Genomic DNA, 20,921 nt, shown 5'->3' on the forward strand with positions numbered 1-20,921 from the left:
CTCCACCGCCTCCACCATGACCACCACCCCAGCTCGGGAAATTCGTTGCCGCGACCGCCGACTGCCGCTCGACCAGGGTCCGCTGATTGTCGGCATCCTCAACCTCACCGACGACTCCTTCTTCGACGGCGGTCAGCACAACTCGCTTCCCGCCGCCGTCTCCCACGCCCGCCTGCTCGTCGCCGAGGGTGCTTCGGTCATCGACATCGGCGGCCAATCCACCCGCCCCGGCTACACCGAAGTCGGCCCTGAGGAGGAAATTCGCCGCGTCGTTCCGGTCATCCGTGAACTGGTGCGCCACGTTGCTGCGCCGCTCTCAATCGACACCTATCACCCAGCCGTGGCAGAGGCCGCACTCGCCGCCGGGGCGCACATCGTCAACGACGTGCACGGACTCCAGCGCGATCCAGCCATGGCCGGGGTAATCGCCCGCTACGGCGCCGCCGCCATCCTCATGCACAACGATCCGGCGCTACGCGATGCCCCTACGGCCGCGCCCGCCCCAACCGACAACGTGCTGGCCCATGTTAAACGTTTCCTAGGGAGAACTTTGGCGCTGGCGGCGGAGGCGGGCATCGACCCGCGCCACATCATCCTCGATCCCGGCATCGGGTTTGGGAAAACCCAGGCGCAAAACCTTGAAATCCTCTCCCGGCTGGGCGAGTTGCACGCCCTTGGCCATCCGCTGCTGCTGGGCATTTCACGCAAATCGGTGATCAGCCACGTGCTCGACCTGCCTGCCGAAGAGCGCCTCGAAGGCACTCTGGCACTGACTGCGCTGGCAGTGGCTCAAGGCGTGCAATTTCACCGCGTTCACGACGTGCGCGCCAACCACCGCGCCGCCCTTATGGCCGCCGCCGTACGCCGCCCCTGAAAATCGTTCTCGTTCTCTTACTCGTTCTCGTTCTCTTTTCGCTGCACACAATGACCGGCCGCATCACCCTCTCCACCATGGTATTTTACGGTTACCACGGCGACCTGCCTGAGGAAAAAACCCTCGGCCAACGCTTCGTGATCGATCTGGTGCTCACGCTCGACATCGCGGCGGCCGCCGCAACCGACGACCTGCAAAAAACCGTCGATTACACCCAAGTTTACCGCATCTGTCGCGAGACGGTCGAAAAGGACCGCTTCAAGCTCATCGAGGCGTTGGCCAACCGGGTGATCGACCGAATTCTCGCCGCCTGCCCGATCGTGGACCAAGTGGACATTGTGATTAAAAAGCCCTCGGTTCCCATCGCGGGCATCCTCGACCATGTCGCCGTCGAAACCAGCAAATCGCGTGCAGACAGCCTATCTCGGACTGGGCAGTAATCTCGGCGACCGCCACGCGCACCTTGCCAACGCGCTCGGCCGCCTAGCCGCCGCGCCCGAGGTGCGCATCGCCCGCGTATCGTCCGTTTATGAGACGACGGCCCTGTGTCTGCCCGGACAGGCTGCGCAGCCCGATTACCTCAACCTCGTGGTGGAGCTGGAGACAACTCTGGAGCCGCACGGGTTACTCGATCTCTGTTTGGCAATCGAAGAACAACTCGGACGCGTCCGACGCGAACGCTGGGGTGCGCGCACCATTGACCTCGACGTGCTGCTTTATGGCGCCACGGAGCTTTGCGCCGACGAGCGCCTGACGCTCCCGCACCCCCGCTTATGCGAACGCGCCTTCGTACTCGCGCCGCTGGGGGAGCTTGCGCCCGAGCTACGGGTGAGGGGAAAAACGGTATCCGCACACCTGGCACGCGCCGACGCCACCGGCATCGCGGTACGACCCGAGTGGGCGTTGAGTCCGCCGATCCTGCTGGAAGAGGTGAAATTGCCGGGTGCGCCGCACGAGTTTTTCGCCCAAGTGGAAAGCATTGATCACGCCTTTTTCTTGGACAGCGGCCGCAGCACGGGCGGGCTTGGGGCGTATTCGTTTATCGGGTTCGCCCCCTTTTTTATTTACCGCGCCCAAGAAGGCGCCACGGCCCCGCTGAACGAGCTGCGCGAAGTCCTCAAAAAGTATTCCCGCCCAGCGAGGAAAACTAACACAACGGGGTATTTTGTAGCTGGGGGCGGGGCTGTAGCTGCGGCTGGATCCGAAGAGGCGAAAGTCGCGCCTATGTTGCCCTTCACCGGCGGGGCGGTGGGTTTTCTCAGTTACGAACTGTGCGCCCAACTAGAGAAGATTAGCCGCCACCGCCCTGATGACCTGCCGGCGGTGCCCGACTGCGAATTCGGGTTTTACGACGGCATCATCGCCCACGAACACGCCACGGACCGCACGTGGCTAGTCGCCAGCCCCGTCCACACTTCGACTGCCTCCTCTATCCTCGCCCGCCTGCGCGCCGCAATTGAATCGCAGCCAAGTCCCCCATCACAGCCCGAGCCCAAGTGTCACCTATTAGGTGACACTCACGACGACACGGCTGCGGCGCGACCCCCTACAACAGCGCCCTCTTTGCCGGTGGCGAATTTCGACTTCGCCGGCTACACGGCCGCCATCGGCCGCATAAAGGCCTACATCGCCTCCGGGGACGTTTATCAGGTTAACCTGACCCAGCGCTTTGCCACGCCGCTGCCTTGCCCGCCCTACGCGCTTTACCAGCGCCTGCGCGAACGCAGTCCCGCCCCGTTCGCCGCCTACCTGTCGTTTGGCCCCGTCCAGGTGGTGAGCAGTTCACCCGAACGTTTTCTCACCGTGCGCGGCCGCCACGTTGAAACCCGGCCGATCAAGGGCACTCGCCCGCGCTCCGCCAATCCGGTCGAAGACGCCCGCCTCGCCGCCGAGCTGCTCGCCAGCGAAAAGGACCGGGCCGAACTTCTCATGATCGTCGACTTGGAGCGCAACGATCTCGGCCGCGTCTGCGCCTACGGCTCGGTGCAGGTTGAAAAACTCTGGCAACTCGAGTCGCACCCCACCGTTCACCACCTCGTCGCCACCGTGTCCGGCACCTTGCGGCCCGAGATCGACGTGATCGACTGCGTGGCCGCCTGCTTCCCCGGCGGCTCGATTACCGGAGCACCGAAAATCCGCGCCATGGAGATCATCGACGAACTCGAACCGCACCGCCGACACCTTTACACCGGGGCGATCGGCTACCTCGGCTTCGACGGCAACGCCGACCTCAACATCGCCATTCGCACCCTCACCTGCGTGGGAGGCCAAGCGTATTACCATGTTGGTGGGGGAATTGTATGGGATTCAAACCCCAGCGCCGAATACCAGGAAACTCTCGATAAGGGCCGCGCCATGCACGAGGCTCTGACCCAAGTTTAACCCTGCTCGCCTACCTACTCGTTCTCTTACTCATACTCTTACTCGTTCCGATTCCGCCGCCGATTCCCCGTCGCCACCCGCTTGTTATCCCGCCGCCGTCCTCCGTCATCCCGAAGCAGATAAACTGAGAGAACGAGTAGGAGTAGGAGAACGAGAACGATTTTCCAACCTGTCCACCGACGCCCCCAATGAACACCTCCCACTACGTCCTACTCGACAACGTGCTGCAGCCCGGGATCGCCGCCCGGGTCCCCGCGCTCAGCGAGGGTTTCCTCTACGGCCACGGGGTGTTTGAAACGATAAAAGTCCGCGGCGCCCACCCCGCCTTCCTCGCCGACCATCACGCCCGCCTCACCGCCAGCGCCCGCGCCCTCGACCTGCCCTACGCGCTCGACCTCGGCACCCTGCGCGACCGCCTGCACCGCGTCATTGTGGCCAACCACCTTGCCGACGGCTCGGCCAAGGTCGTGCTGTTTCATAACGAAACCGCGCCCACCAGCGAACTGATCTGCACGAGCGAAAAAGTATATCCGGCCGACACCTACGCTCGCGGTTTCCGGCTGCGCACGGTGTTCAGCGGCGAACGCACCGGCACCCTCTCCGAATATAAAACGCTCAACTACCTGGTTAACATCCGCGCCAAACGCGCCGCGATGGCCGCCGGTTTTGACGAACCGCTCTTCATCACCCCCGCAGGCATTGTTATCGAAGGGGCCACCACCAACGTCTTTGCGGTGCGCGGCGGAGTCGCACTCACCCCCGCGCTCGCCTGCGGACCGCTGCCGGGCACCGCCCGCGCCCGCGTGCTCGCCCTGCTCGGGCCCGAGCGCGTCCGCGAGGGCTTTCTCACCCGCACCGAACTCGACCACGCCGACGAGATTTTCGTGACCAACGCCCTGCTGGGAGTCATGCCGGTGTGCCGCTGCGACGACCGCGCGCTCGACCTCAAGCGCACGCCTTTTACCAGCGCCTTGAGCGAAGCCTACCACGCCCTCGAAGCCCAATCCTTATGAGCAACCCTTTCGCCCGCCTCGCCCGCCGCCTGTGGCTCGGCTTGGCCGCCTGTCTCGCCGCGCTCGGCCTGAGCGCCTGCGGTAAAAATTCCGCTCCCACCGGCTCCACCTCCGGCGCGCCGAATCCCGCCGATTCGTCCACAGCCGCCGCGCCGACCAAGATCATCGTGCAACTGGACTGGGTGGCAGAACCCGAGCATGGCGGGTTTTATCAGGCGCAGGCCAAGGGCTTTTTCAAAGCGGCCGGCCTCGACGTTGTGCTCATCCCCGGCGGTCCCAACGCCTTCGTCATGCAGAAAATCGCCACCAGCCAGGCCCAGTTCGGCCAGGCCGACAGCACCAACACCCTGCTCGCCCTCGCCCAGGACCTGCCCGTCACCCAAGTCGCCGCAGTCTTCCAAAACGACCCCTCGGTGCTGATGCTCCACGACGGCAACCCGGTGACCCGCTTCGAGCAACTCGACGGCCAAACGATCATGGCCCGGCCCGAGTGGGCGTTTTTGCCGTATCTGCGAAAAAAGTACGGCATCGATTTCAAACTCATTCCCCAAAACTACTCGGTGGCCAACTTCGTGGCGACCCCGGGGCTGATCCAGCAGGGCTACTTCATCGCCGAACCCTACCACATCACCAAAGCCGGCGGCGGGTTGCCCCGTTTCCTTTACGCATGGGACGCCGGATTTGACGCCTACGCCGTGCTCGTCGCCAACCGCACCTGGCTGGCCGCCCACCCCGCCCAGGCCCGTGCGTTTATCAAAGCCTACATCGCTGGTTGGGCCGACTATTTGGCCAACGACCCCGCGCCCGCCCACGCCCTGATGAAGGCGGCCAACGCCCAAAACACCGACGAATTCATGCTGTTTTCGCGCCAGATGATCATTGAGCAAAAGCTGGTCACCGGCCGCGGCCCCGAGGGTGGCGAGGCCAACATCGGCCGGATCACCCGCGAGCGTTTCCAGAATCAGATCAACCAACTCGAAGCGTTGGCCATTTTGCCCAAAGGCAAACTCACGGTCGACCAGGTCATGACCACCGACTACCTGCCGTGAGCACGCGGTTACCGCTGAGAGTAGCGCAGACTTCCCGTCTGCTCAGAATCGAAATGCAGGCTAGAAGCCTGCGCTACTCTTCGCGGCCTTTTGCGTCTTAGCGTTAAAAATTACCCACTCCATCCCCCCGCCCCATGCCCACTCCCGCCGCCGACGCCCGCCCCCGTTTTCTCGTGCTCCTGCGCTCCGCCGTCGCCGATGGCACGCTGGTCAAACTCACCTTGGGCAAACCCGCGCGCACCCACGCCGATCCGACCTTGCACAACCTCTTTGTGCGTCCGGTCACGCTCAAGGCCGGCCCTCACCTCTCGTTGCTCTGGCGCCATGCCACCCGCGACATCACCAAAAACCTCCCGCCCGCCGAGGCCCTCGCGCTGCTCGAACCGCTGATCGGCGGGGACTTTCTCGACGCCCACCTGTTCACCCCGGCGCAGACCGCCCAGTTTGAAACCCGCCCCGACGGCCGCGCCCGGCTCACGGTTAAAAACGCCGCCAGCGCCCCCGCACCCGCGCCCGAAACCCACGACCGGGCCAAGGCCCACCTGATCGCCGGCGACGCCCCCTGGTTGCGCGCCCTCGGCGTGACCAACGACCGCGGCCTGCCCCGCGAAGGCATGGCCCACAAGTTCCGCCAAATCCAAAAATTCACCGAGCTGCTCGCCCAACTCCTCGCCGAAGCCGACCTGCTCCCGCCCGCCTCCGCCTCCGGCTCTGAGCTCCCAGCTCCTAGCTCACAGCTTCTAGCTCCCAGCTCCTTACGCATCGCTGACATGGGCTGCGGCAAAGGCTACCTGACCTTCGCCTTGGCCGCGCACCTGGGGGCGCGCGCGGAGGTCACCGGCATCGAATTCCGCCCGGAGTTGGTTAAACTCTGCAACGACTTGGCGCGCGCGCATCAGTTGGCCCCGCACCTGCGCTTTGCCGCCGGCGACATCGCCTCCAGTGTTTTGGAAAACCTCGACGTGCTGGTCGCCCTGCACGCCTGCGACACCGCCACCGACGACGCACTGGCCAAGGGCCTGGCCGCCGGCGCCCGCCTGCTGGTGGTTTCCCCGTGCTGCCAAAAGGAGCTGCGCGCCCAACTCACCGCGCCCGCCGTGCTCGCCGACGCGCTGCGCCACGGGATTTTCCAGGAACGCCAGGCTGAGTTCGCCACCGACTCGCTGCGCGCCCTGCTGCTGGAGTGGGCGGGCTACAAAACCAAGGTTTTTGAGTTCATCGCCACCGAACACACCGCCAAAAACCTCATGATCACGGCGATCAAAACCGGCCGCGCCCGCGGGTCCGATCCTGCGCTGGCCACGCGAATCCGCGCCTTTGCCGCCTTTTACGGGATCCGCGAACAGGCCCTCGCTCGTCACCTGGGGTTCAGCCTCACAGGCTAAAAACCGCCGTTCATACCATTTCTCATTCATACGTATAAAAAATCGGTAACAGTTCAGGCTCACCGCACCAGCAACCAAGCAGCCAAACATCAAACAACGGAATTCTTAACCGCTAATGAACGCTAAGATACGCTAATTCAGAAGCCCTTTATCCCTGCTTTTTATTAGCGGCCATTAGCGTTCATTAGCGGTAAACCGGTTCGTTTGTATTTCTTTGAATGCGAACTGATATCACTTCCCGTCCAGGCCTTCGTCGATCCGGTATTCGTTGAGTTTGTTGCGCAGGGTGCGGATCGAAATCCCCAGCAGCTCAGCTGCTTTGGTTCGATTGCCTTCCGTCGCGACCAATGTGTCCAAAATCGCCTTTTTCTCGATTTCGCCCAGCGAGCGGATCGGTGACTCGGCCAGCGCAACCGGCGCAGCGGACTCGGCTGGGGCGCTCGCCACCGATTCAACCCGCGCCACCTCGGGCTCAGGCGCAGCGGCGATGAACGGCTCAACCACCGGCGGGGGAACGACCGCCATGAGTGGGGCGGGCGCAGGCGGCGGATTTTGCACCGCATAAACAGGTACGGGGGCCGGGGCGGGCTCGGCGGTCAGACCGGAATGCGCCACCGGCCGACCTGGCTCAATACGCGTGAGCGTTGGTAGGCTGAGCGCGGCGGTGGTTACGGGGCGGTGATCTTCGGACAAGATCACCGCGCGTTCGATGGTGTTTTGGAGTTCACGCACGTTACCCGGCCAGGGATAGTCGCGCAGTGCGGCGGCCGCGTGGTCGCTAAAGCCGGGCAGGCGCAGGCCGTGCTTGCGGGAGAAACGCCGCAGGAAGTTTTCCGAAAACACCTCGATGTCCTCCGGTCGCTCGCGCAGGGGCGGCACGGCGATCGGGAACACGTTGAGCCGATAATACAGGTCGGAGCGGAATAGACCGCGCTCCATGAAATGCGCCAGATCACGATTGGAGGTGGCGAGAATACGCACGTTGACCTTGATCGTCTTGGTGCCGCCCACGCGCTCAAACTCACGCTCCTGTAAAACGCGCAACAGCTTGGATTGCAGGTTCAAGGGCAACTCACTCACCTCGTCGAGCAGGAGCGTGCCGCGGTTGGCCAGCTCGAAGCGGCCTTCGCGGCGTTCGATCGCCCCGGTGAACGAGCCCTTCTCGTGGCCGAACAACTCGCTCTCGATCAACTGCTCGGAAAGTGCGGCGCAGTTCACCTTGATGTACGGCTCGGCGCGCCGCGGCGAATTACGATAAATCTCCTGGGCCACCATTTCTTTACCCGAGCCATTTTCGCCCGTAATGAGCACCGTGGCATCGGTGGGTGCCACGCGCTCAACCATTTGGCGCACGCGCAACATCGAGGAACTGCGCCCGAGCATCGGTTCGCCATCGCCGCCGCTGCGCTCGCTAAAATAGCGGTTAACCTTGATCAACTGACTGTAGTTGTCGGCCTTACGCAGGATCATGTCGATCTGCGCGGGTTGAAACGGCTTGATCACGTAGTCGAACGCCCCGGCGCGCATGCAGCCGACCGCGCTCTCGATGGTACCGTGGCCGGTCATCATGACCACCAGCGGATGGGTCGGCATGGCCATCACCTGCTCGAGGAAACGTTGTCCATCTCCATCGGGCAGACGCACATCGAGCATCACCAAATCAAACGTCTCCTTGCCCAAAAGGGCTTCGGCGGCGGCGAGCGTGCCAGCGCTTGAGGTCTGAAACCGCCGGCTCTTCAGAATTTCCTCCATGGAGCGCCGCACCAAGGGCTCATCATCGATCACCAGAATTTTCTCAAGGGACATAGAGGGGCAAAATAAAAGCTAAGGGCTAAGCTGAACAAGATCGCTGCGATCGGAAAGCGGTAAATTTAAGGGAATTTCACCGAAACGACTAAACCCGCGCCAATTCGGGCCGATATACTCTGCACAACCCAAAAACTATGCGCCTGTTCTCATTTTTCAAACAAGTCGAGACCACCCTAGCCATGCTCAAACCTGAATGCTCGGCGGGCTGGAAGCGCCGTGCTGATTATCAAACAGGAGCAGCAACATATTGGCATGACCAGATCGGACTCGTCCTGAATTTACGTAGCTGCGAACTCGGCGGTGGTCGCTTCAGCCTGCAAACCCGCTGGACCGGCCCTTCGGGACTGTCGCTTTACGATCACACCTACTTTTGCGGCGCTTCGGCCTTTGACTGGCAAGCCGCCGCCGATTCCGTCGCTGAAGCTATGCCCGACCCAGCCGATCTCATCGTCCCGCCTGCCGATTCCTCTGACGCGCCGCGTTTCTCCGTCGCCTAAGCGTCCAGTCCCTCAACCCGCATCATCACTTTCCTTACACCCGCGACCCCCTACCCCATGCCTGCGATCCAAGAAATACCAGAAGCCGTTTTCCAAGAAACGATCACCCGCGCCGTACAAGAGGTCTTTAAGACCATGCTGAACCAAAACGTGACCCATGTGCCCATGAATGCCGAAGAGACCAAGGCCTGCCTGGGTCTCGACACGCCTCACGTGGTCAGCACGGTCGGTTTCATCGGCTCGATCAACGGACTGATTTACCTGTATATGAAGGACTCGTTCGCCGCCCAGTGTGCCGGGACCATGCTCGGCATGGATGCAGCGGAGATCAAGGAGGCCGGTGACGAAACGGTTAACGACGCCATCGGTGAAATCACCAACATGACCGTCGGCACGTTTAAAAACCAACTCTCCGACAAGGGATTCCCCTGCAAACTCACGATCCCTTCGATCATGCGCGGTAGCAACTTCCAGGTCGAATCGATCACCGCGGCCACGCGCCGGACCTACAAATTTGCGATAGGCGGCAACTCGATCATCGCCGACCTGCTCATGCAGCCCCCTTCCGAATAAACTCCTTACTTTTTATCCACCCAACTTCCGATCCCCATGCGTTATAAAATTCTCTCTGTCGACGACTCCAAAACCGTCCGTATTATCATCAAAAAAGCGTTCAAGCTGTACGACTGCGACATCCTTGAAGGTGCCAACGGCGTCGAGGGCCTTGCGCTCGCGACCAAAGAAACCCCCGACATCATCCTGCTCGACGTCACCATGCCGGTGATGGACGGCGTGGAAATGCTCACCAAGCTCAAGGCCGATCCCGCCCTTAAAGGCATTCCGGTAATCATGCTGACAGCCGAGGGCGGCAAGGAGCACGTGCTCAAGATCGCCAAGATCGGCGTGCGCGACTACATCGTGAAGCCCTTCAAGGAGGAGCTGCTGGTGCAAAAAGTCGGCCGCATCATCGACCTCAAGCCGATCACCGACGCGCCCGCCAAGGCCAAGTCGATTTTCGACCCCGCCACGCTGCTCGTCGTCGAGGACAAGCCCGCGATTTTCGCGCAGATCCAGGAGGGTTTGAAACACACGCCGTGGCAGGTGCACGGGGTCGCCAGCACCGGCGAAGCCATCGATTTCTGCGGGCGCACGGCGGTGGATTTCGTCATGATCTCGCTGTCCCTACCCGACGAGTCCGCCTTCACGCTGTTCCGCGTGCTGCGCACCAACCTCAAAACCAAGTACACTCCTGTCTTCGGCCTAGCGGTCAAAACCGATGTGGCCGCGCAACAAATGGCGCAGCAGGTCGGCTTCACCGGCATCGTCACCAAGCCCATCGATATGTCCGAGCTGGAGTCGAAGATCGCCAAGTCGATGAACCTCGATACCTCTCTGCGTTACTTCAAAAACGAAAGCGATCTACTCATCATGAGTCTTCCTGAAGTCGTCACACCCACGGTGATCAACGAAGTCACTGGCTACATTAAGGGCAAAGTCGCCGAGGCGGTGGACAGCGGTATTAACAAAGCCGTGTTCGACCTCCATGAGGTCAAGCGCCTCGACATGAGCATCATCAAGATGCTCCTGACGGCCATGCAAACCTGCCGCGAAGTTGCGCTGCAGTACGCGCTGGTCGGCAGCGCCTCCTTGGTGGCGGATTGCAAAGGCTACGAGGACACCCGCAACTGGCAGTTCCACGAGAGCATCGCGGACGCACGCCAAAGCCTCCAGAAGCTGGTCGGAGCCACAGCCTAAACCGAGCGCTCGCAGCGGACTCAGCCCGATCTTCACCCGCAAAACCGCGCCTCTACCCGAGGCGCGGTTTTTTTTGCGCATCCTTGAGCAGCTCACGCTCAAGGCGACTCAGCCCAAGCCCCTTGAGCTCACGCTCAAGGCCACGGGTTCCAGAACGCGAAGATCCATCTTGTGGAATCCCTCCGCGTGGCCTCCGCGTAGCCTTGCCTCCACGTAGCCTTGCCTCCGTGTGCCCGTGCCTCCGCGTGGCCTTGCGCGTGAGCGCAGGGGGCGTTTTTAAACGCCCATAAACGCCCACACCGCTCCCCCCACCGTGAGCAGCTCACGCTCGTGCCCCCCCAAAAAAAACGCAAAAGCCTGCTTGCAGGCGCTGGAGCCGGGCTGGCGTTGGCCACCCCACCCCCTCGCCGACAAGCAGGCCCTAACCTACCGGCAGCGCGCTGGAGACACGCTGCCTTTTACCTCCCCCGGCTTAGTCGCGGAAACTCAGCTTTTCGTTACCCGAATGGCCACCGCTCTGGGCGTGGCTATCGGCATGCGCCACAGCGTGCTTCACCGCGGCGTGTTTACCCGACTTGCCGCCAGTAGCTCCGCCACCATGCGACTCGTGCGTGGACTCGTGTTTGGCCGGTGCGTGGTGCGATGCGTGGTGAGTGACGTGCGCGGTCGCATGCGCGGAACCGTGGCTCACGCTGGCGCCGTCCTTCACACCGACCAGTGCGGCCAATTGCGCGGCGGCGTTGCGCAACTCTTCGGACTGGGCGTTGAGCTCTTCTGCCGCCGAGGCGGTCTCCTCGGCGTTCGCCGCGTTGGACTGCGTGACTTTGTCCATCTGGCTGACGGCGGTGTTGATCTGGGCAATGCCCTCGCTCTGTTCGTTGGAGGCGGTGGCAACCTCGCTCACCAGGCGGTCGACCTCGCGGCTCTTTTCCAAGATCTGCTGCAGGCCGGAGGCGACTTTTAATGAAAGCTCCACGCCCTGAGTGCTGCGGGTGCAGGCGTCGGCGATCTTGTCGGCGGTTTCCTTGGCCGCGAGGGCCGAGCGCTGGGCGAGCGAGCGCACCTCGTCGGCCACCACAGCAAACCCGGCGCCGGACTCGCCGGCACGGGCGGCTTCGACCGCCGCGTTGAGCGCTAGGATGTTGGTCTGAAAGGCGATCTCATCGATCGTCTTGATGATCTTTGAGATGTCGTTGGACGACTGCTGGATCGCGTTCATCGCCGATTGCATGCGTTCCATTTCGGCGGCACCGGCTTCGGCGGCGACTCGGGCCTGACCCGAGGAGGTTTTACCCGATTGGGCGTTGTCGGCGTTGCGCTTGGTCATGCTCGCGAGCTCTTCGATCGAGGAACTGATTTCCTCGAGTGAGGCGGCCTGTTCGCTGGAACCCTCTGCGAGCGACTGGCTGGCGGAGGACACCTGGCCGGCGGCGGCAGCAACTTGCAGTGAACCCTGCGAAAGCGTTTCGGCGGTGGCAGTGAGGGCGCGGTTGACGCCGCGGATGATGAAAAAGGCGGCCAACAAGCCGAGCACGACCATGACGATTTCACCACCGATCAACAGTTGCGTGGTGGCACTAAGACCCGAGGCCGAAGTGGAGGCGTACTCCAGGGTGCGCGTGATGGAGCGATGCAGCACGTCCTCGACCACGGCGTCGAACTCGTCGGCGGCGGCACCGCGGGCCTTCATGATCACTTGGGCCTCGGCGAAGTTTTTCACCAGGGCCTCGATGCCGGCCTTGTAGGAGGCGGCCGTCTGGCCGACATCGGCGAGCAGTTTTTTATCAGCATCGTTGCGGGTGATCGGCAGCAGTTTTTGGCGGACGGCCTCTATTTGGGCGAAGAGCGGCACGGCCTTGTCGACCAGCTCGGGTTGACGCAGGGCCTGGGCGCGCTGTGTGGCCAAACGGATGGCGCCCCCCAAATCGATAATCTCGTTACCCAACTCCGCCTTTACGCGGCGCTCCTCGAGTTTATCGGCGGGAGCTGCGGCGGCGATTTCCTCCGCGAGCTTTTTATCCTGGGCCTGGATATAGGCGGTAATAGCAACGACAAACCCGCCGCCGCTGGAGTCGAGTTGGGCGCGGATTTTATCGAGCGCGTCCAAGTTGGCCTCGGTGGCCTTGAACTGGGTGACATAGGCGGCGAGGGCCTTGTCGGCGGCGACTATGCCTTCTTTGAGCGCGGTGAGCGAAGGCTGGGCCTCGCCGAGCTTGCGGCAGGCATCCAGGGAGGTGTTGACCTCGCCGAGGTGCTTGAGGGCGGCCGCGTGAAAAGCCTCGTCGCTGGTCAGCCCGTAGGTGCGGGCGGCCAATTGGGTTTTGGCCGAGGCAGCGGCCAAGGTGCTGGTGACCTCGGCTTGGGGCGCGACGGCTGCGGCAAGGAAGTGTGCGCCGCTGGCACCGTTGAGCATCTTGATGGCGGCAAAACCACCGAGAGCGGCGCTGATTAAAAGGAGGAAGGAGAAGCCGAGGGCAACGCGTTTCCCGATGGTGAGTGAGGAGAATTTCATAGCTGGAGGGAAGCGGTCGATAGGTAGGAAGTTCGGCAGGGAGGCCGCAGGACCAATGAGGTAACCTTCCATATATCGGCAGCCTGCCGGATAACTTGAGGCGTACAGGCAAATTACCTATGCCTGGAAGGCGTTTCAATGGGGCCTATACTTATAGCTTAAACGAACGAGGCTATTTTTAACGCAAAGCCGCCGAGACGCTAAGTTCGCAAAGGATTACAAACAAATGAGTTCCTTGCGCTTCTTTGCGTCCTTGCGCCTTTGCGTTAAAGCCTAAAATCGGAACGTGTAGGGCCTAACACCTCCGCTTCGAACTCGCCGCCACTTCACCAGCGGGCAACGGGTAATGGCAGCAGGGACATGCCGTCCTGCCTAGGCCGTCCCCCACCCGCCTTAGAACTCGATTCCGGCCTGCGCCTGCACTCCGGCGGCAAAGGGGTGTTTGATCATCTTCATCTCCGTCACCAAGTCGGCCAATTCGATGAACTCCGGTCGCGCCCCGCGTCCGGTGACGACCACGTGCTGATCCACGCGCTTCGCCCGCAGCGCCACCAGCACTTCGTCGAGCGGCAGGTACTCCAGCTGCAACACCACGTTGAGCTCGTCGAGGAGCACGAAGTCCACCTCAGGGTCGGCGAAATGCTTGAGCGCCAGCTCCCAGCCCACGCGGCAGCAGGAAATGTCGGCCGCCTTGTCCTGGGTGTCCCAGGTAAAGCCCTCGCCGACGTGGTCCCAGGTGAGTAGCGGCCCGCGCAGCAGGCTTTCAACGGCATCGTTGCGCGACTTGATGAACTGCACCACCGCGCATTTGTGGCCGTGAGCCAACATACGCGTGAGCATGCCGAAGGCTGCCGAGGTTTTGCCTTTGCCATCGCCGGTGTGGCAAATGAGCAGCCCGCGCCGCTCTTTGGCCGCCTTCATTTTGGCGCGCATCTCCAGTTGGAGCTCCTTCATGCGCTCGCGGTGCTCGGCTTCGGTCTCGGTTTTGTAAGTGCTCATGGGTTTAAAATTTATCGCCTGTGGCCTGACGTCCACACGGATCTATCACGGTTAAACTGCCATGCGGAACGGGCAAACACATCGCCTCTGCCCAGCCCAACCCGCGCTCCAGCCCCAGCCACGCACGGATCACCCCGGCATGCGTCACCACCAAGACCGATGCGCCATCCGCACCGCTCGATCCTGTGGCTAACGTGCCCAAAATCTCCCCACGCACCGCCGCCACCCGCGCCCACAACTGCGCGCCGCTTTCGCCGCCGGGCGGAGCCAGCGACCACGAATCCAGCGCCCACGCTTCGCTCTCCGGACTGCGAAAACTGTCCCACGTGCAGTTCTCCCACGCGCCGAAATTGAGCTCCTGCAGCCGTGCATCCGTGGGCACGCCAGAGTCCGAAGTGGCATGGGCGTCGCGCCCATGATCCGAGATCGGCGTGGCATGGGCGTCCCGCCCATGATCCGGGATCGGCGTGGCATGGGCGGCTCGCCCATGATCCTCAACCCCACGGGCGGGACGCCCGTGCCACTCCCCGATCAGCGCCACCGCCAGCCGTTGGCAGCGCGCCGCCGGACTGCTCCACACCGCCCCAAAACGCACGCCCGCCAGCCCAGCGCGGATCACCGCCACCTCGTCGGCAAAACTCCCCGCCAGCGCCACATCGGTGCGCCCGTAACAAAGCCCCTCCGCTCCCGCCAACCGGGTATGCCTGAGCAAAATCACACTCATATCAGCGCCAATACCCCGAGATAAAAAACGACTTCCGTGACCTGCTGCGCCGCGCCGAGACAGTCGCCCGTGTACCCGCCCAGTCGCCGCCGAAACCACGCAGCCAGCACCAGCCACACCGCCAATACGCCGACCAACGCCCACGACGCGCTCAGGGGCAACAGCGCCAGCGGGGCCAGTCCACACACCAGCGCGGTCGCGAGTCGTCCGCCACTGAGTTCGGTGGCGAGCGGTTTGGCTTTGCCCGCTTCCTCGCGCACATACGGCAGCACCGCCATGAGCGACACCGCCGCCGCTCGGCTCACCGTATGCCCCGCAAAAATCACCGCCGCCCCGACAAAACCCACCAGCGGCAGCGCCGCCACCGTCTGCCATTTTAGCCCCAGCATGACCACCACGCCGATCGCCCCAAATGCACCGACACGCGAATCGCGCATGATTTCCAGCACGCGTTCTTTGGTGTAACCGCCGCCAAACCCGTCGCACACATCGGCAAACCCGTCCTCATGAAACGCACCTGTTAACAGCAGCGTTGCCACGAGGCTCAGCCCGCTCGCAATCGCTGGAGTCCACACCTGCGCCGCCGCCCACCACACGCCCGCCGCGACCGCACCCACCAGCCAGCCGACGAGCGGAAACCACGCCGCCGCGCGCTGCAAATCCGCCGGGTCATGGTGCGCCGACGACGGCACCGGCAGTCGGGTGAAAAACATCACCGCTGCCACCAACGATCGCAGTTCACAGAGGAGCATTTTCATCATGAGTAATAAACCATCCTCTTTAGCCGCGAATGGCCGCCAATGGACGTAAACAATCTCGTCCCAACCTCGCCCATTCAGTGTTCGGATTAGTGTCCATTAGTGCTCATCAGTGGTTAAAAAACTCCGTGCTTGTCCGGTTCGATTGTTGGGCGGCGGTTCACCCATTTCGGCTCACGCCAGCCGACTCAAAGGTCGCCATCTCGCGCAGAAATCCGCACGCCGCGACCAGCAACGGCCACGCCAGCGCCGCGCCGCTGCCCTCGCCCAAGCGCAGCCCGAGATCCAGCAGCGGGCGCAGCTCGAGCGCCGCCAACAGCCGCCCGTGCGCCTGCTCCGCCGAACCGTGGGCACACACCACATAATCGAGCACACACGGATCGATACGTGCCGCGCACAACAGAGCTGAGGTGACAATAAAACCATCGTTCACAATCACCATGCGGTGCGAAGCCGCCGCCAACATTGCACCCGTCATCATCGCAATCTCACAGCCGCCAAATGCCGCCAACGCCGCACGTGCGTCGGCTACGTTACCGTGCCGCGCGCGCACCGCCACCAGCGTGGCCCGCTTACGAGCCAGCCCTTCGTCATCGTGCCCCGCGCCGCGACCGACGCAGTCTTCGATAGGCAGGTCCAGCAACGCGCTCATCAAGAGCGCCGCGGCCGAGGTGTTACCGATGCCCATTTCGCCCAACAAAACCGCATTCGATCCGTCCCGCGCCAACGCGTCCACGATGTCGCGGCCGCGCATGAGGCAAAGCTCCACCTCGGCGGCGGTGAGTGCGAGTTCGTGCAACGCGTTTCGCGTGCCGGCGCGCACCTTTGCGGCGATGAGCGCGGGATGCGCAGCCAACACGGCAGCAACACCGGCATCGACGACTTTGAGCGCCAGCCCGTTTTGGCGCGCCAGCACGCTAATAGCGGCACCGCCCGCCAAAAAATTGGCAACCATTTGCACCGTCACTTCGGAGGGAAACGGGCTCACGCCCTCGGCTGCCAGACCGTGGTCACCGGCGAAGACGAGTACGGTGGGCTGACGCAAAACGGGTTCGGTTGTGGCCTGCATGAGGCCGATACGCAGCGCCAGTTCTTCGAGCCGCCCGAGCGCGCCGAGCGGCTTGGTTTTGTGGTCGATCTTGTGCTGCAGCGCAGCCGACAGGTGCTGGGCCAAAGGGGGAATCACAGGTAGGTTCATAGAGAAAAAAGTAGCGCAGACTTCCAGTCTGCTCCGATTTAAAATGCAGGCTAGAAGCCTGCGCTACGCCGAGCCCCCTTTCAGCGTCACCGCGCAACCCGCGACATACAGATACGCCGCGTCCGCCGCCGCCGCCGTGCGCTGGCCGAGCGTGCCGGCCAAATCACGAAACCGCCGCAGTACCGGATGATCCGGCACCGGCGACCAACCGACTTCGTTGCCCACCACGACACTCGGAAACGGCAGCTCACGCAAACCGGCCATCACCGCATCCCACTCGGCCAAAATCTCCGCGTCGGTTAACTCCAAGCGGTCGCTCAACCACAACGTGAGACAATCCAGCACCACACCGGAAGGCGGCGGTTGCAAGGCAGCGAGCAGGTCGGTCAACGACTCCACGCGTCCCGCATCCACGCATGCCTGGTCCGCAGCTGCCGCCTTCCGTGGCAAGGGGGACAACACCGTGCGCCAGCTCGGACGCTCGGCTTGGTGGCGGCGCACCCGCTCAGCCATCTCGGCGTCCGCCGGATCGGGGCGATAAGTCGCCACAAACACCACGTCGTCACCCCAACTGCGAGCGAGCTCGACAGCGCGACGGCTTTTGCCGCTGCGCACAGGACCGGTTAAAAAAGTGAGGTGAGCCATACGATTGCGCGGAGGACGTTAACAGAACGAAGGGTTCACGTGCATCACGGCTACAGCCCGAGGCCACGGCGGATTTTTTCGAGGTCGAGTGTGGCGGCGACGTGGTCGGCCATCGCCGTGTAAACCGCCTGCCGCCGCTCACGCCACGGCGTCGCCGCAACCCTGTGCTCGGTGAGTCCGCCGAGGCGGGCGATACGGGCACGCAGGCGTGGCGACTCAAACCAGCCGTGCAGGTAAGTCGCCATGACGTTACCCGCCACATGTCCTTCGGGCCGCGTTTCGCCGTCGGCAGTCCACACGGTGTGCAGCGACTGGGCTACGGCGGCGGTAAAGTTGGTTTGAATCGGTGCCACCGCCACCGTGCGGCCCATGTGGACTTCGTACGCCGACCAGCGCTCGCCGTCGCATTCGGCGGTCGTCTGGCAAACCACTTTCTGCGGGTAAAACGTGGTCGCCACCGGCAGCAGCCCGAGTCCGCGCTCCTCGCCGGCGTCGCCCGCCACGCCGTTCGGATCGCTCAGGCTTTCGCCCAACATCTGGTAACCGCCACAAATGCCCACGATGAGCGCGCCGCGCTGCGCCGCCGCATGGATCGCGCGGTCCAACCCACGCGCTCGCATCCAGCGCAGGTCGGCGATGGTGTTTTTGGTGCCGGGTAAAACGATGATTTTTGCCCGCGCCAGTTCGGCCGGTTCCGCCGTCCACAACGTGCGCACACCGGCATCGTCCCACCACGGCTGGCAATCGGTTAAACACGCAGCATGGGGATAACGTATCCAAACAATCAGGTCGCCCGCGCCGCGGTCTTCGTCAACGGCGGAAAGGCCGTCCTCCTCCTCGGGTTGCAAGTCGTGGCGGAACGGCACGGTGCCAAGCACGTCGAGACCGGGCGCGTGGGGCGCGAGCCAGCTTTGGGGGTCGGGAAACAGGCTTAGATCGCCGCGGAAGCGGTTGACGATCGCGCCAAGCGAGCGCGTCCGGTCGGCCGGATCAAGCAGCGCCCAAGTGCCGGCCAATTGCGCATAAATGCCGCCCCGGTCGATGTCGCCCACCAGCACAAATTTACCGTCGAGGTGGCGAATCGGAAAAAGGTTAACCAAGTCGCGGTCGAGCAGGTTAAGCTCCACGGGGCTGCCCGCGCCTTCCATGACGAGCACGTCGCAGCGCGAGCGCCAGCCATCGAGCACGTCGGCCACGATTTTGCGGTGACGGTCAAAATTGGCGTAGTACTCGCGCGCCGAAAAATGCGGCTGCGCCTCGCCGAGCAGGATGAGTTGCGAACCGGTGTCGCTGCACGGTTTTAATAAAATCGGGTTCATCTCCACGCACGGCTCCAGCCCGCAGGCTTCGGCCTGCACAGCCTGGGCGCGGGCCATTTCGCCACCGGTGCGGGTGACGAAGGCGTTGTTGGACATGTTCTGGGCCTTGAACGGGGCGACGCGCACGCCCTCGCGGCGCAGCCAGGCGCAGAGCGCGGTGGTGGTCCAGGTTTTCCCTACGTTGGACGCGGTGCCGAGGACGCCGAGGGCTTTCATGCGGAGGCGGATGAGGGCAAAGAGAGGATGAGGCCGGGTTCGATACGCACCTGCACACCGAAAACGGCGAGCAACAGCTCGGGCGTGAGCACGTCGGCGGGTTTACCTTGAGCGGCTATGCGCCCGGCGTGCAGCACGACGATGTAATCGAAGCAGTGGGCGATGCGCAGATCGTGCAGCGAAAACACCACGGTGCCGCCGGTGCGCTTGAGGGTATCGGCAAGCACGAGCGCTTGCAGCGCGTGGCGCACATCGAGGGCGGCCAGCGGCTCGTCCCAGAGCTGCAACGGCGCGGCGGTGGCGAGCGCGCGGGCGAGCAGCACGCGGTGGCGTTCGCCGCCCGAAAGCTGGTTAACCGCCCGCTCAGCTAGGGGCAGCAAATCCATCGCCGCCAACGCGGTCTCGACCCCAGCGTTGTCGTCACCGTGGGCGAAACGCCCCTGGGCTACCACCGAGCGTACGCTGAACCCAAACTCGAAGCGCGCCTCCTGCGGCACCCACGCGGTGAGTCGTCCGCGCTCGATAAACGGAATCGCGGCGAGCGCCCGCCCCTGCCACAGCACGCTTCCCGCGCACGGCAACAAACCGGCGGCGGCTTGCAGCAGCGTGGATTTACCGGAGCCATTGGGGCCGACCAACGCCACGGTCGCGCCGGCGGGCAGATCGAGGCTCACGTCCGTTAACCGCGCGCCGACACACACGTTTTTTAGACTCAGGGAGGTCATGTGCAGCAGCTCCGATCTTCGCGCTGCTTCGCGTTCTTCGTGGTTAAAAACTCCGTTTTTTTACTCATGCAGCCCTCCTTAACAACCACAGGAAATACGGCCCGCCCACCAGCGACGTTACGATGCCCAGTCGCAGCCCGCCGACCGAGCGGCCCAACACATCGCACGCCACCACGAAGGCCGCGCCACCGATGAGTGAAAGCGGCACGAGGCGTTTGTGCTCGGGCCCGACCAGCAGCCTCAGCAAATGCGGCACGATCAGTCCGACAAAGCCCACCGTGCCCGCCACCGCCGTACCCAGCGCGGTGAGGAGCGTGGATAACACCAAGAGTTGCCGCCGCAACCGGCGCACGTTCACCCCGAGACTCTGCGCTTCGTCGGCCCCGAGGCTGAGCAGGTCCATCTGTCGCCCCAGCGGCCACAGGCAAATCGCGCCGACCACGATGGGCAACGCCATGACGGCGTGTTCCCAGGTGCGATCTTCCAGACCACCGAGCAGCCAGAACAAAATCTGGCCGTTGCGCTCAAACGACACGTTGGCCTGCGACAACACATAGCTGGTGACCGCGCCGAGCAGCGCGTTGAGGGCCACGCCGGCCAGCAGCAGGCGCTCGGTGCTGGCACCTTTGCGCGCAAGGCTGAGCACGGCGGCGGTGGCCAACATCGCCCCAATGATCGCCGCCACTGGCAGGACCAAAAGCGAAAGCCCCGCCCAACCTGCGGCGATGGCCGTCACTGCGCCGGCCGCCCCGCCGCTGCTCACACCGAGCAGGCCGGGACTGGCGAGGCTGTTGCGAAAATACGCCTGCATGACCAGCCCGCTCGCCGACAACGCCGCCCCGACCAAAACCGCGACCAAGAGGCGCGGCAGGCGAATTTGCCAAAGAATGGTGCCTTCCAGCGACTCGCGATTCATCAAACCATGGCCGATGTCGGCGAGCGAAAGCCGCATGTCGCCGACGGCGAGCGAGAGCAGCGCCAACGCGACCAGCGCCGTCACGGCGAAGGGCAAAGCGAGGCGTTGGCGGGAGGAGTCGGGCATGTGAACGGTTGTTCTGGTA

Annotated in this window: 19 protein-coding genes; 9 read left to right on the top strand and 10 right to left on the bottom strand. The window is 63.3% G+C overall.

All coding sequences use genetic code 11. The features are described from left to right. The first annotated feature begins 16 nt into the window (after window positions 1-16). The 6 genes from folP (at window position 17) to H2170_13685 (ending at window position 6,703) form a co-directional block, all read left to right on the top strand. Window positions 17-874, top strand: a complete 858-nt coding sequence (gene folP / locus H2170_13660; protein MCS6301120.1) for a dihydropteroate synthase — start codon at window positions 17-19, stop codon at window positions 872-874. A gap of 50 nt (window positions 875-924) precedes the next feature. Continuing rightward, window positions 925-1,314, top strand: a complete 390-nt coding sequence (folB, locus tag H2170_13665) for a dihydroneopterin aldolase (GenBank protein MCS6301121.1) — start codon at window positions 925-927, stop codon at window positions 1,312-1,314. After that, window positions 1,283-3,256 carry an aminodeoxychorismate synthase component I gene (gene pabB, locus H2170_13670; protein MCS6301122.1) on the top strand — a complete coding sequence of 658 codons (1,974 nt, stop codon included), beginning with the start codon at window positions 1,283-1,285 and terminating at the stop codon, window positions 3,254-3,256. Before folB ends, pabB begins: the two co-directional genes overlap by 32 nt. Window positions 3,257-3,444: 188 nt before the next feature. After that, the gene (locus H2170_13675) at window positions 3,445-4,269 is read left to right on the top strand and encodes an aminotransferase class IV (GenBank protein MCS6301123.1); all 825 of its coding nucleotides are present in this window, start codon (window positions 3,445-3,447) and stop codon (window positions 4,267-4,269) included. After that, entirely contained in the window at window positions 4,266-5,318 is a 1,053-nt protein-coding gene (locus H2170_13680) for an ABC transporter substrate-binding protein (protein MCS6301124.1), read from the top strand. Before H2170_13675 ends, H2170_13680 begins: the two co-directional genes overlap by 4 nt. Before the next feature lie 134 nt (window positions 5,319-5,452). Further along, window positions 5,453-6,703: an SAM-dependent methyltransferase gene (locus tag H2170_13685; GenBank protein MCS6301125.1), complete on the top strand. Its 1,251-nt coding sequence runs from the start codon at window positions 5,453-5,455 to the stop codon at window positions 6,701-6,703. Between the two features lie 231 nt (window positions 6,704-6,934). On the opposite strand, the gene H2170_13690 is transcribed toward H2170_13685, so the two are convergent. Next, complete coding sequence (locus H2170_13690) at window positions 6,935-8,509, bottom strand: sigma-54-dependent Fis family transcriptional regulator (GenBank protein MCS6301126.1); 1,575 nt, start codon at window positions 8,507-8,509, stop codon at window positions 6,935-6,937. A gap of 137 nt (window positions 8,510-8,646) precedes the next feature. Between H2170_13690 and H2170_13695 the strand changes: the two genes are divergently transcribed. The 3 genes from H2170_13695 to H2170_13705 are packed head-to-tail and all read left to right on the top strand — an operon-like array spanning window position 8,647 to window position 10,764. Beyond that, a complete protein-coding gene (locus H2170_13695) occupies window positions 8,647-9,009 on the top strand; it encodes a hypothetical protein (protein MCS6301127.1) in 363 nt (120 codons plus the stop codon). Window positions 9,010-9,066: 57 nt separating this feature from the next. After that, window positions 9,067-9,582 (top strand): chemotaxis protein CheX, encoded by a 516-nt coding sequence (locus H2170_13700; GenBank protein ID MCS6301128.1) that lies wholly within the window; start codon window positions 9,067-9,069, stop codon window positions 9,580-9,582. A 36-nt stretch (window positions 9,583-9,618) separates the two neighbouring features. Then, on the top strand, window positions 9,619-10,764 hold the full coding sequence (locus H2170_13705; protein ID MCS6301129.1) for a response regulator: 1,146 nt from the start codon (window positions 9,619-9,621) through the stop codon (window positions 10,762-10,764). Between the two features lie 472 nt (window positions 10,765-11,236). On the opposite strand, the gene H2170_13710 is transcribed toward H2170_13705, so the two are convergent. The 9 genes from H2170_13710 to H2170_13750 form a co-directional block, all read right to left on the bottom strand. Further along, window positions 11,237-13,276 carry a chemotaxis protein gene (locus H2170_13710; GenBank protein MCS6301130.1) on the bottom strand — a complete coding sequence of 680 codons (2,040 nt, stop codon included), beginning with the start codon at window positions 13,274-13,276 and terminating at the stop codon, window positions 11,237-11,239. Window positions 13,277-13,669: 393 nt separating this feature from the next. Next, window positions 13,670-14,275, bottom strand: coding sequence for a cob(I)yrinic acid a,c-diamide adenosyltransferase (gene cobO / locus H2170_13715; GenBank protein MCS6301131.1), 606 nt, complete (start codon window positions 14,273-14,275; stop codon window positions 13,670-13,672). A gap of 4 nt (window positions 14,276-14,279) precedes the next feature. Continuing rightward, on the bottom strand, window positions 14,280-14,999 hold the full coding sequence (locus H2170_13720) for a histidine phosphatase family protein (GenBank protein MCS6301132.1): 720 nt from the start codon (window positions 14,997-14,999) through the stop codon (window positions 14,280-14,282). After that, entirely contained in the window at window positions 14,996-15,751 is a 756-nt protein-coding gene (locus H2170_13725; GenBank protein ID MCS6301133.1) for an adenosylcobinamide-GDP ribazoletransferase, read from the bottom strand. Before H2170_13725 ends, H2170_13720 begins: the two co-directional genes overlap by 4 nt. Window positions 15,752-15,917: 166 nt before the next feature. Continuing rightward, on the bottom strand, window positions 15,918-16,955 hold the full coding sequence (cobT, locus tag H2170_13730; protein ID MCS6301134.1) for a nicotinate-nucleotide--dimethylbenzimidazole phosphoribosyltransferase: 1,038 nt from the start codon (window positions 16,953-16,955) through the stop codon (window positions 15,918-15,920). A gap of 63 nt (window positions 16,956-17,018) precedes the next feature. Continuing rightward, window positions 17,019-17,600, bottom strand: a complete 582-nt coding sequence (locus H2170_13735) for a bifunctional adenosylcobinamide kinase/adenosylcobinamide-phosphate guanylyltransferase (GenBank protein ID MCS6301135.1) — start codon at window positions 17,598-17,600, stop codon at window positions 17,019-17,021. Window positions 17,601-17,650: 50 nt separating this feature from the next. Further along, window positions 17,651-19,135 carry a cobyric acid synthase gene (locus H2170_13740; GenBank protein MCS6301136.1) on the bottom strand — a complete coding sequence of 495 codons (1,485 nt, stop codon included), beginning with the start codon at window positions 19,133-19,135 and terminating at the stop codon, window positions 17,651-17,653. Continuing rightward, the gene (locus H2170_13745; protein ID MCS6301137.1) at window positions 19,132-19,860 is read right to left on the bottom strand and encodes an ABC transporter ATP-binding protein; all 729 of its coding nucleotides are present in this window, start codon (window positions 19,858-19,860) and stop codon (window positions 19,132-19,134) included. The genes H2170_13740 and H2170_13745 overlap by 4 nt, the downstream gene beginning before the upstream one ends. 64 nt (window positions 19,861-19,924) lie before the next feature. After that, complete coding sequence (locus H2170_13750) at window positions 19,925-20,902, bottom strand: iron ABC transporter permease (protein MCS6301138.1); 978 nt, start codon at window positions 20,900-20,902, stop codon at window positions 19,925-19,927. Window positions 20,903-20,921: the final 19 nt, after the last annotated feature.

The sequence above is a fragment of the Opitutus sp. genome (assembly GCA_024998815.1).
Taxonomy (GTDB): domain Bacteria; phylum Verrucomicrobiota; class Verrucomicrobiia; order Opitutales; family Opitutaceae; genus Rariglobus.